Source organism: Streptomyces sp. NPDC057654 (genome assembly GCF_042800135.1).
In the GTDB taxonomy this organism is placed as follows: domain Bacteria; phylum Actinomycetota; class Actinomycetes; order Streptomycetales; family Streptomycetaceae; genus Streptomyces.
In genome coordinates this window covers 2,592-12,500 of record NZ_JBHVHQ010000167.1, presented here as the reverse complement: position 1 = coordinate 12,500, position 9,909 = coordinate 2,592, and the positions used below count along the sequence as shown (strand labels likewise).

The window sequence follows — 9,909 nt, the reverse complement described above, 5'->3', positions numbered from 1 at the left end:
CCGCTGGCTCAAGCCCCTCATCGTCTTCTTGCTGATCACGATCCCGGCCGGCTACCTCTACATCTCCGCGATGCAGAGCCGCGGCGGCGGCGACGCCAAGCAGGAGCAGGCGGCCAAGAAGGGCCTGGAGGAGGGCTGGCCCTCCCGGCTCCAGCGCCGCGTGTACGGCGTGTGGATCCCCCCGTACTCCGCGGACGTGGCCAGCTACGAGACCAACTCCTGGAAGCACAGCTCGCTCTACCTCCAGTTCACGACCTCCGCCGAGGGGTTCGAGACGTTCCTGAAGAAGGTCGGCAGCGCGCCGGGCGAGCTCAAGGAGGGCGAGGTCACCATCGACGACGACCAGGCGGACGAGGTCGGCTGGAAGTTCGGCGGGAACCACAAGTGGAGTGGCACCGTCCACACCCAGAAGAAGCCGCTTCCGACCCTCCAGATCACGGCCAACCTGGACGACCCGGATCACCCGAGAGTCTTCACGGTCTCGACCAGCACACCGTGAACCGGTCCGGGGCGGGCGAAGCGGCCCGGCTGTTGTGACAGATTGTGAGAGATGAGAGCGTGCGGAGCGTGAGCGAGACGACGACCGAAGCCTTGCAGTACCGGTGCGACGGACCGGAGCAGGCCCCGGTCCTGATCATGGGCCCCTCCCTCGGAACGACCTGGCATATGTGGGATCGGCAGATCCCGGAGCTGACGCGGCACTGGCGCGTGATCCGGTTCGACCTGCCCGGCCACGGCGGCGCGCCCGCGCACCCCGCCACCGCCATCGGGGACCTCACCGACCGGCTGCTGGTCACCCTCGACCAGCTGGGCGTCGACAGATTCGGCTACGTCGGCTGCTCGATCGGCGGGGCCGTCGGCGCCGACCTCGCCCTGCGCCACCCGCACCGCCTCGCCTCGCTCGCCCTCGTCGCCTCCTCCGCCCGGTTCGGCACCGCCGACGCCTGGCGGCAGCGCGGCGTCGTCGTCCGGACGAACGGACTCGACCCGATCGCCCGCTCCTCGCCCGAGCGCTGGTTCACCCCCGGCTTCGCCGCGGCCCAGCCCGCGATCGTGGAATGGGCCGTCCAGATGGTCCGCACCACCGACCCCGGCTGCTACATCGCCGCCTGCGAGGCCCTGGCCTCCTTCGACGTCCGCGCCGAACTCGGCCGCGTCGGCGTGCCCACCCTCGTGCTCGTCGGCGCGGAGGACCAGGTCAGCCCGCCCGCCGACGCCCGTGTCCTGGTCGCCGGGATACCCGACGCCAGGCTCGCCCTGGTCCCCGGCACCTCGCACCTCGCCCCCGTCGAGCAGCCCGCCGCCGTCACCGACCTGCTGGTCCGGCACTTCACCACCTCCTGGCAGAGCGGCTACGAACAGACCGGCCCCCACGCCATCACCCCGCCCGCGCCCAAGCCGCAGCTCACGCCCCCGCCGCCGCCCACCACGGCACCCGCCGTGCCCAGCGGACCCGTCGCCGCCATCGCCTCCGTCGAACAGCCCGTCGCGACCGGCGGCCCCGCCGCCGAGGCGTACGAAGCCGGCATGAAGGTACGGCGCGAAGTGCTCGGCGACGCCCACGTGGACCGCGCCGAAGCGGCCAAGGACGACTTCACCGGCGACTTCCAGGACTTCATCACCCGCTACGCCTGGGGCGAGGTATGGAGCCGCCCCGGACTCGACCGGCACACCCGCAGCGTGATCACCCTCACCGCGCTGGCCGCCCGCGGCCACCTCGACGAGCTGGCCTTCCACACCCGCGCCGCGCTCCGCAACGGCCTCACCCCGGAAGAGATCAAGGAAGTGCTGCTCCAGACCGCCGTGTACTGCGGGGTGCCGACCGCCAATTCCGCGTTCGCCGTGGCGCAGCGCGTGATCCGTGAGGAGACCAGCCCGCACGCGTAGCAGGATGGGGAGCATGAACCTCACCAAGCACAGCCACGCCTGCGTCCGGCTGGAGAAGGACGGCCGGACCCTCGTCATCGACCCCGGCGGCTTCAGCGAGCAGGACGCGGCCGTCGGCGCGGACGCCGTGCTGGTCACCCACGAACACCCGGACCACTTCGACGAGGGCCGGCTCCGGGCCGCCCTGGACGCCAACCCGGCCGCCGAGATCTGGACGCTGCGCAGCGTCGCCGACCAGGTCTCCGCGGCCTTCCCGGGCCGCGTCCACACCGTCGGCGAGGGCGACGCCTTCACCGCCGCCGGCTTCGACGTCCAGGTCCACGGCCAGCTGCACGCCGTCATCCACCCCGACATCCCGCGCATCACCAACGTCGGCTATCTCGTGGACGGCTCCGTCTTCCACCCCGGCGACGCGCTGACCCTCCCCGGACAGCGCGTCGACACCCTGCTGATCCCGGTGATGGCCCCGTGGAACAAGGTCGGCGAGATCATCGACTACGTCCGCGAGGTCGGGCCGCGGCGCGCCCTCGACGTCCACGACGCGCTGCTCACCGGCCTCGCCCGGCCCGTGTACGACCGGATGCTCGGCCCGGACGGGCCCGGCGTCGCCGGGGCGGACCACCTCCGGCTCGACCCGGGCCAGAGCGTCGGGCTGTGACGCGAGCGGGAAGGGCCCGGCCGTGACCTGGGCGGCGGCCTGGACCGGCACCGCCGGACGGTGACTGTCGGACCCGGGCGGTAGGTTTACGGACATGCGCATCGCCACATGGAACGTCAACTCGATCACCGCCCGGCTGCCCCGGCTGCTGGCCTGGCTGGAGAGCAGCGGCACCGATGTGCTGTGCGTCCAGGAGACCAAGTGCGCCGAGGAGCAGTTCCCCTTCGACGCGCTGCGCGAGCTCGGCTACGAGGCCGCCGTCAACGCGACCGGCCGGTGGAACGGCGTGGCCCTGCTGTCCAGGGTCGGCCTCGACGACGTGGTCGTCGGACTGCCCGGCGGCCCGGAGTACGAGGGCGCGCAGGAGCCCCGCGCCGTCTCGGCCACCTGCGGCCCCGCCCGCGTCTGGTCGGTGTACGTGCCCAACGGCCGCGAGGTCGACCACGCGCACTACGCGTACAAGCTCCGCTGGTTCGAGGCGCTGAAGGCGGCCGTCGCCGACGACGCCGCGGGGGAGCGGCCCTTCGCCGTCCTCGGCGACTTCAACGTCGCGCCCACCGACGACGACGTCTGGGACCGGGCCCTCTTCGAGGGCGCGACCCACGTCACCCCCGCGGAGCGCGACGCGCTCGCCGCCCTGCGCACCACCGGTCTGTCCGACGTGGTGCCCCGCCCGCTCAAGTACGACCGCCCGTACACCTACTGGGACTACCGCGCCCTCGGCTTCCCGAAGAACAAGGGCATGCGCATCGACCTCGTCTACGGCAACGGAGGCTTCGCCAAGGCCGTCTCCGACTCCTACGTCGACCGGGAGGAGCGCAAGGGCAAGGGCGCCTCGGACCATGCCCCCGTCGTCGTCGACCTGGATCTGTGAGCCCTGGACCTGTAACACCCGGACCTGTGAGCCATGGGACGCCTCACCCCGCTCGCCCCACCAGGTCGCGCAGCTCGACGGCATCGGCGAGCGCCCGCATCCCCGCGTCGTTGGGGTGCAGATGGTCGCCGCTGTCGTAGGCGGGCAGCATCCGCTCGGGCCGGTCCGGGTCGCGGATCACGGCGTCGAAGTCCAGCACGGCGTCGAAGCGGCCCTCGCCCGAGCGGATGAAGGCGTTGACCTGCTCGCGCTTCGTGTTCGCCGCGGGCGGGCAGTACGTCTCGCCCGCGCACGGCGCGATCGTGGCCATCACCACGCGCAGCCCCCGCGCGTGCGCCCGCGCCCTGACGGCCCGCAGCCCCGCGACGACCTCCTCGGCGGGGGTGCCCGCGCGCACGTCGTTGACGCCCTCGAAGACGAGGACCGTACGGGCCGAGGTCTGGCCCAGCACATCGCGGTCCAGCCGGTGCTGCGCGCTCACCCCGCTCGCGATCGTGGAGACGCCGTCCCCCGGATAGCGGTCGGTCACCACACGGTTCCCGGAAATGGACTCGTTGAGCACGCCCAGCCGGGGCACCGCGTGCTGCGCGGCGAGCCGGTTCCACAGCAGATCGGGCCAGCGCCGGTTGGCGTCGGGCGTCGAGTTCGCGCCGTCGGTGATCGAGTCGCCCAGCGCCACCACCGACCCCGGCCCGCCCCCGACGTCCACGCCGGTCAGCAGCGGCCAGGTGGTGAGCGACTCGCCGTACGAGCCTCCGCCGCGCTCGCCCGTACGGTCCCCGCTGCCGTCGGCGCTCAGATAGGAGTGCTGGAGGGCCAGGGTGTGGGTCGGCAGCGCGCTCACCGTCCCCGGCAGGTGCACGCTCACCAGAAGATCGGCCCCCGCGGGCACGTGGAACCCCACCGGGTCGCTGAACTGCTCGGCCCCCGCCGGGACTTCGATGCCCGCCCGGCCGCCGAACCGCAGCGGCACGGGCCGCCCGGCCGCCTCCGCGCCGCTCGCCCGGAGCGCCACGCTCGCGTGCCCGATCGCCAGCGGCCGCCCCGCGAAGGTGTTGGCCAGCCGGATCCGGGCCCGCGGCCCGCCCGCGCTCGTGTGCACGACGAGCCGCAGCGTCCGGTCCCGCCACGGCCCGACCGCGGTGTACCCGGACGCGGACGCCGCCCAGCTCCCCGTCCACCCCTCGGGCTCGGCCCGTACCGCCGCCGCGAAGACGTGCAGACCGGCCGCCTCCGGCAGCACCACGGACGCGATCTCCCGGCCGCGCGCCACCGGCACGGCCACCACGAACAGCCGGGTCTTCTCGGCGCGCTGCCCGTCCGGGGAGTTGAGGTGCGGCAGCGCCACCGCCTTCGTCGCGAGGGGGCCGGTCCGCCAGTCCGGCGCGGCCAGCGTGTACGTACCGTGCGAGCCGTCCCGGTAGCGCACCGTGCCGCTGCCCGACGTCGTGCCGCCCGTACCGGCGACGAGGAAGGAGACGGCGTCGCCGCGCCCGGTCAGCCGCACCCGCTGCCCGTCGGCGCGCACATTGTCCGGAGTCCCGGCGGCGGACCGCGGCAGCCGCAGCCGGGCCCCGTCGAAGCCGAGGGCGCGCCCCGGCGTCCAGCCCGCGGCGGCCAGGTCCTGGGCGGAGAGCGAATCGCCGTCGCCGTCGAAGTCCGCCGCGCCCGGCCGGGTGTCGTCGCTGACGGCCGTATTGTCGAAGAGCCGCTCCAACGGGAGCGGCTCGGCGGGGCGTTGTGCGGCGAGGGCGGGCGCGGCCGGGACGGCGAGGGCCAGCGCGACGCCCGTCGCGAGCAGCCCGGCCGTGAGCCCGGTCGCGGGTCTGTGCCGGCCGTCCCCGCCGCGCGCCGTGCGGAACATGTGTACGAGCATGTGTGCTGCCTCCCGTGTCCCGTCGGCGCGCGCAGCGGTCCGTGCGCGCCGGTCCATGAAGCTGTGCGTGGAGCCGCTGTGTGGAGAAAGGGCGCTTGAGGGGCCCCGGTGGCGGACCCTGCTATGGCGGGATGAAGGTAAAGAGACGCCCAGGCGACGTCAAGGAGGCCCAATGGGCCAAGAGGGTGTGCCGCGCGCCTGTGGTGAGGCCGTCCGTGCGGGTGGGAACCTGTGCGGTATGAACATTCCCTTCTTGGACAACTGGCGCAAGCGGCACGGACCGGGGAGCGCGATGACGCCGGCCGAGGCGCTCGACATGGATCCGGAAGGCGTCGCCGAACTGCTCTCGGAGTGTGAACTGCTGCGCGCCCAGGCCGAGTCGGCGGGGGTGGAGCTGGACGACTCGGCCGCCTCCCTCGCGGCGCTGGACCAGCTCCAGCCGCGCTGGCGCGAGGACCCCGAGCTGCTGCCGTGGCTCGGCAACGACGCCGGGCTGTATCTGGGCACGGTCGTCGTCCGCACGGTCGCGGGCGCGGGCTGGCACATCCGGCCCGACGGCCAGCCCGTCGTCCTGCTCGGCAACGGCCGGGAGATCGACGTGGTCGAGGCGGGCCAGGGGTGGGCGGCCGACGGCGCGCCGGAGCTGTCCCAGCTGTACGCGGAGATCGCGGAGAGCTGACGGGCGCCCGCGCGGCCGGGCCGGGGCCGAAGCCGCCGACGACCGATCCGCCGACGACCGACCCGCCGCCGTCAAGCCGCCCCGCCACCGACGAACCGTCGAGCCGACCAGCCGTCCAAGCCCGCTAGCTGACGAACGGAATCGAGTACTCCAGCCGCCACCGGTCCGCCCGCACCACGATGTCGGCGGTCTCCACGGCCCGGTCGTCGGAGTCGAAGTGGGTGCGCTCGACGACCGTCACGCACTGCCCGACCGCGCAGCCCAGCGTCTCCGCCTCCCGGCTCGTGGCCGGCCGCGACCCGACCAGGTCCTGCGCCCGTACGACCCGGATGCCGATGGCGGCCAGCCGCCCGCGCACCCCGCGCCGGGCGTACGGGCCGCGCTCCGGATGCGCGACGTCCGTGCCCTCCGTGACCGACAGCGGCTCCCAGCTGGTGGCGAGCTGCACGGGGCGCCGGTTGGCGAGGTACTCGTACTGGGTGCAGATCACCCCGGTGTCCGGCGCCAGCCCCAGCCGCACGGCGATCCGGTCCGGCGCGGCCATCTCGGCGGAGGTGGCCTCCCAGGTCAGCGCGGTGTCCGCGGCGCTGCTGCCGACGGCGGCCCGGCCGAGCGGCGAGCACCCGTCGGCGTCGCGCTCGCGCTCCGGGTCGTACCCCCGGATCACCGTGGCGAAGGGGGAGTCGACGGCTCCGGTGGAGCGCAGCAGCGCGCCGAGCGGCGCCCGGTCGCTGACGAACACCCCGCGCCCGAACTGCCCTTCCGCGTACCCGGCGGCCTTGAGCACCCGCACCGCGCGGTCCACGGTCTGGTCGCTCGCGTCGTACGCGCGCTTGAGCTCGGAGCGGGAGGGGATGCGGTCGCCGACGTTCAGGGAGCCTTCGTCGATCCGCTGCCGGAGGTCGTCGGCGATGCGCTGGTAGACGGGCCTGAGGTCACACACCTGGGGTCCTTTCGCACGAAGTGCCCCTCAGGCTAGGTACCCAGGCCCGCTCTGCGTACCTAGGTCCTGTCGGCAAAAAGTCGGTTAATCCCCGCCGTGTGCGTGTCGTCCGGGAAGTCCCGTATTCGGATGGATAGTTTGCGGTGACCGCGACACGGTTGAGAGTGGGTAGAGCTGGGTATGGCCGTCGATCCATTGATCGAGCTGCGTGATGTGAACAAGCACTTCGGCTCGTTGCACGTCCTGCGGGACATCAACCTCACCGTCGGCCGGGGGGAGGTGGTGGTCGTCATCGGCCCCTCCGGCTCCGGCAAGTCGACCCTGTGCCGGACCGTCAACCGCCTGGAGCCCGTCGAGTCCGGCACGATCCTCCTCGACGGGAAGCCGCTGCCCGAGGAGGGCAAGAGCCTCGCGCGGCTCCGCGCCGAGGTCGGCATGGTCTTCCAGTCCTTCAACCTCTTCGCCCACAAGAGCGTGCTGGCGAACGTCTCCCTGGCCCAGATCAAGGTCAGGGGACGCAAGAAGGAAGCGGCCGACCGGCGCTCGCGCGAACTGCTGGACCGCGTCGGGCTCGCCGCCCACGCCGACAAGTACCCGGCCCAGCTCTCCGGCGGACAGCAGCAGCGCGTCGCCATCGCCCGCGCGCTCGCGATGGACCCCAAGGCGCTGCTCTTCGACGAGCCGACCTCCGCGCTCGACCCGGAGATGATCAACGAGGTGCTGGAGGTCATGCGGCAACTCGCCCGCGACGGCATGACGATGGTCGTCGTCACCCACGAGATGGGGTTCGCCCGCTCCGCCGCCAACCGGGTCGTGTTCATGGCCGACGGGAGCATCGTCGAGGACCGCGCGCCGGAGGAGTTCTTCACCGCGCCGGAGAGCGACCGCGCCAAGGACTTCCTGTCCAAGATCCTCAAGCACTGAGCGGGGGAGCAGAGATGACACCGGCTTCCCGCCCAGCGGTCCTGTACGGCCTCGCCCACCGAATCGCGGCGGCCCTCGCCCTCGCCGGCCTCGCCCTGTCCGCCGCGGCCTGCGGCAAGTCCGGCAGCCCGCCCGTCAAGGGCCCGCCGGCCAGTGCCCTGCCCGTCTACCGGGTGGCCGACGGCTTCCGGCTGCCCGGCTCCACCACCTGGAAGCGCGCCCGCGCCCGCGGCCACCTCGTCGTCGGCGCCAAGGAGGACCAGCCCTACCTGGGCGAGAAGGACCCCGCCAGCGGCCGCTACTCCGGCTTCGACATCGAGATCGCCAAGATGATGTCCGCCTCCCTCGGCCTCGACCCGAAGACGATCCGGTTCAAGACCATCGCCTCCGCCAACCGCGAGACCGCGCTCCAGAACGGCCAGATCGACTACTACGTCGGCACCTACACCGTGAACGCCCTGCGCAAGAAGCAGGTCGGGTTCGCCGGCCCGTACTACATGGCCGGCCAGGGGCTGCTCGTACGGACCGACGAGAAGGACATCCACGGCCCCCGCGACCTCGACGGCAAGAAGGTCTGCTCCGCCGCGGGCTCCACACCGCTCCAGCGCCTCCAGGCCGACTATCCCAAGGCTGTCGCCGTCGCCTACGACACGTACTCGATCTGCGTCGACAACCTGCTCACCTACCAGGTGGACGCCGTCACCACCGACGACAGCATCCTGATGGGCTACGCGGCCAAGGTGCCCGACGAGCTGAAGCTCGCGGGCCGGCCCTTCTCGAAGGAGCCGTACGGCATCGGCGTTCCGCGCGGCGACACCGCGCTGCGCCTCGCGCTCGACGACGCCGTCGAGGCGCACGAGAAGAACGGCGACTGGAAGAAGGCGTACGAGGCGACCCTCGGCCTGTCCGGGGTTCCCGCCCCGAAGCCGCCCGCCGTCGACCGCTACCCGGCGAGCTGAGGCAAGGACCGCCATGGACGTACTCACCGAAAACTTCTCCCTGTACGGCAAGGGCCTGCTCGGCACCGTCGAACTCACCGTCTACGCCGGGCTCCTCTCGCTCGTGCTCGGCTTCGTGATGGCCTCCTTCCGCGTCGCGCCGGTCGGCTCGCTGCGCGCGTTCGGAACCGTATGGGTGGCCGTACTGCGCAACACCCCCCTGACACTGCTGTTCTTCGCGGTCCTGCTGGGGCTGCCGAGGTTCGGGCTCGTCCTGCCCTTCCAGCTCTTCGCCGTCCTCGCGCTCGGCTGCTACACCTCCGCCTTCATCTGCGAGGCGGTCCGCTCCGGCATCAACACCGTGCCCGTCGGGCAGGGCGAGGCGGCCCGCAGCCTCGGCATGACCTTCGGGCAGACCCTCGGCGGCGTGGTGCTGCCGCAGGCGTTCCGGTCCGTCATCCCGCCGATCGGCTCGACGCTGATCGCCCTCGCCAAGAACTCGGCGATCGCCGGATCGTTCAGCGTCACCGAGCTCCTCGGCACGTACAAGACCCTCAACGAGCTGGGCTACAGCATCATCTGGACCTTCGTCTGGATCGCCGTCGGCTATCTGATCGTGACCCTGACCATCAGCGCGGTCTTCAACGTGCTGGAGAAGCGCTGGGGAGTGGCCCGATGAGCGACACCGTGCTGTACGACGTGCCGGGCCCCCGCACCCGGCGCCGCCACCGCGTCTACGGGCTGCTCGCCACCGCCGCGATCCTCGCCCTGCTCGGCTGGGTCCTCTATCTCCTCTTCGACACCGAGCAGTTCACCTCCCGCAAGTGGACGCCGTTCGTCTACCAGGGCATCCAGGAAATGCTGCTGCGCGGACTCGGCAACACGCTCAAGGCGTTCGCGTACTCCGCCGTGCTCGCCCTGGCGCTCGCCGCCGTGCTCGCGGCGGGGCGGCTCTCGGAGCACCGGCCGGTGCGCTGGGCGGCGACGCTGCTGGTCGAATTCTTCCGGGCCATGCCCGTGCTGGTGATGATCTTCTTCGTCTTCGTGGCGCTCAAGGTCCAGCCGCTGCCCGCCCTGGTCACCGGGCTGACGCTGTACAACGGCTCGGTGCTCGCCGAGGTGTTCCGTAC

General features: G+C 72.4%; 11 protein-coding genes. 9 read left to right on the top strand and 2 right to left on the bottom strand.

The features are described 5' to 3' along the window. The 4 genes from ACFU99_RS15635 to ACFU99_RS15620 form a co-directional block, all read left to right on the top strand. On the top strand, positions 1–499 hold a 499-nt coding region (locus ACFU99_RS15635), incomplete at its 5' end, for a hypothetical protein (protein WP_384391436.1). Between the two features lie 68 nt (positions 500–567). Next, entirely contained in the window at positions 568–1,887 is a 1,320-nt protein-coding gene (pcaC, locus tag ACFU99_RS15630; RefSeq protein WP_384391433.1) for a 4-carboxymuconolactone decarboxylase, read from the top strand. A 13-nt stretch (positions 1,888–1,900) separates the two neighbouring features. Beyond that, positions 1,901–2,545, top strand: a complete 645-nt coding sequence (locus tag ACFU99_RS15625) for an MBL fold metallo-hydrolase (protein ID WP_384391431.1) — start codon at positions 1,901–1,903, stop codon at positions 2,543–2,545. 94 nt (positions 2,546–2,639) lie between these two features. Then, positions 2,640–3,419 carry an exodeoxyribonuclease III gene (locus ACFU99_RS15620; protein ID WP_384391428.1) on the top strand — a complete coding sequence of 260 codons (780 nt, stop codon included), beginning with the start codon at positions 2,640–2,642 and terminating at the stop codon, positions 3,417–3,419. A gap of 43 nt (positions 3,420–3,462) precedes the next feature. Here the strand turns inward: ACFU99_RS15620 and ACFU99_RS15615 are convergent, their stop codons facing one another. Next, positions 3,463–5,283: an SGNH/GDSL hydrolase family protein gene (locus tag ACFU99_RS15615; RefSeq protein WP_384391425.1), complete on the bottom strand. Its 1,821-nt coding sequence runs from the start codon at positions 5,281–5,283 to the stop codon at positions 3,463–3,465. 250 nt (positions 5,284–5,533) lie between these two features. Between ACFU99_RS15615 and ACFU99_RS15610 the strand changes: the two genes are divergently transcribed. Continuing rightward, complete coding sequence (locus tag ACFU99_RS15610) at positions 5,534–5,974, top strand: DUF6278 family protein (RefSeq protein WP_384391422.1); 441 nt, start codon at positions 5,534–5,536, stop codon at positions 5,972–5,974. A gap of 124 nt (positions 5,975–6,098) precedes the next feature. Here the strand turns inward: ACFU99_RS15610 and ACFU99_RS15605 are convergent, their stop codons facing one another. Continuing rightward, positions 6,099–6,917, bottom strand: coding sequence for a GntR family transcriptional regulator (locus ACFU99_RS15605; RefSeq protein WP_384391419.1), 819 nt, complete (start codon positions 6,915–6,917; stop codon positions 6,099–6,101). Positions 6,918–7,097: 180 nt separating this feature from the next. Between ACFU99_RS15605 and ACFU99_RS15600 the strand changes: the two genes are divergently transcribed. The 4 genes from ACFU99_RS15600 to ACFU99_RS15585 form a co-directional block, all read left to right on the top strand. After that, positions 7,098–7,841, top strand: coding sequence for an amino acid ABC transporter ATP-binding protein (locus tag ACFU99_RS15600; protein WP_384391416.1), 744 nt, complete (start codon positions 7,098–7,100; stop codon positions 7,839–7,841). Between the two features lie 14 nt (positions 7,842–7,855). Continuing rightward, positions 7,856–8,800 carry a glutamate ABC transporter substrate-binding protein gene (locus ACFU99_RS15595; protein ID WP_384391413.1) on the top strand — a complete coding sequence of 315 codons (945 nt, stop codon included), beginning with the start codon at positions 7,856–7,858 and terminating at the stop codon, positions 8,798–8,800. Positions 8,801–8,813: 13 nt separating this feature from the next. Then, a complete protein-coding gene (locus ACFU99_RS15590; protein WP_384391410.1) occupies positions 8,814–9,458 on the top strand; it encodes an amino acid ABC transporter permease in 645 nt (214 codons plus the stop codon). Beyond that, positions 9,455–9,909: ABC transporter permease subunit (locus tag ACFU99_RS15585; RefSeq protein ID WP_384391408.1), on the top strand; the 455-nt coding region annotated here is incomplete at its 3' end. The genes ACFU99_RS15590 and ACFU99_RS15585, both read left to right, overlap by 4 nt.

Coding starts and splice junctions, on each gene's coding strand:
- ACFU99_RS15625 (WP_384391431.1), top strand. CDS start 1,901: ATGAACCTCACCAAGCACAGCCACGCCTGCGTCCGGCTGGAGAAGGAC.
- ACFU99_RS15600 (WP_384391416.1), top strand. CDS start 7,098: ATGGCCGTCGATCCATTGATCGAGCTGCGTGATGTGAACAAGCACTTC.
- ACFU99_RS15615 (WP_384391425.1), bottom strand. CDS start 5,283: ATGTTCCGCACGGCGCGCGGCGGGGACGGCCGGCACAGACCCGCGACC.
- ACFU99_RS15620 (WP_384391428.1), top strand. CDS start 2,640: ATGCGCATCGCCACATGGAACGTCAACTCGATCACCGCCCGGCTGCCC.
- ACFU99_RS15595 (WP_384391413.1), top strand. CDS start 7,856: ATGACACCGGCTTCCCGCCCAGCGGTCCTGTACGGCCTCGCCCACCGA.
- ACFU99_RS15590 (WP_384391410.1), top strand. CDS start 8,814: ATGGACGTACTCACCGAAAACTTCTCCCTGTACGGCAAGGGCCTGCTC.
- ACFU99_RS15610 (WP_384391422.1), top strand. CDS start 5,534: ATGAACATTCCCTTCTTGGACAACTGGCGCAAGCGGCACGGACCGGGG.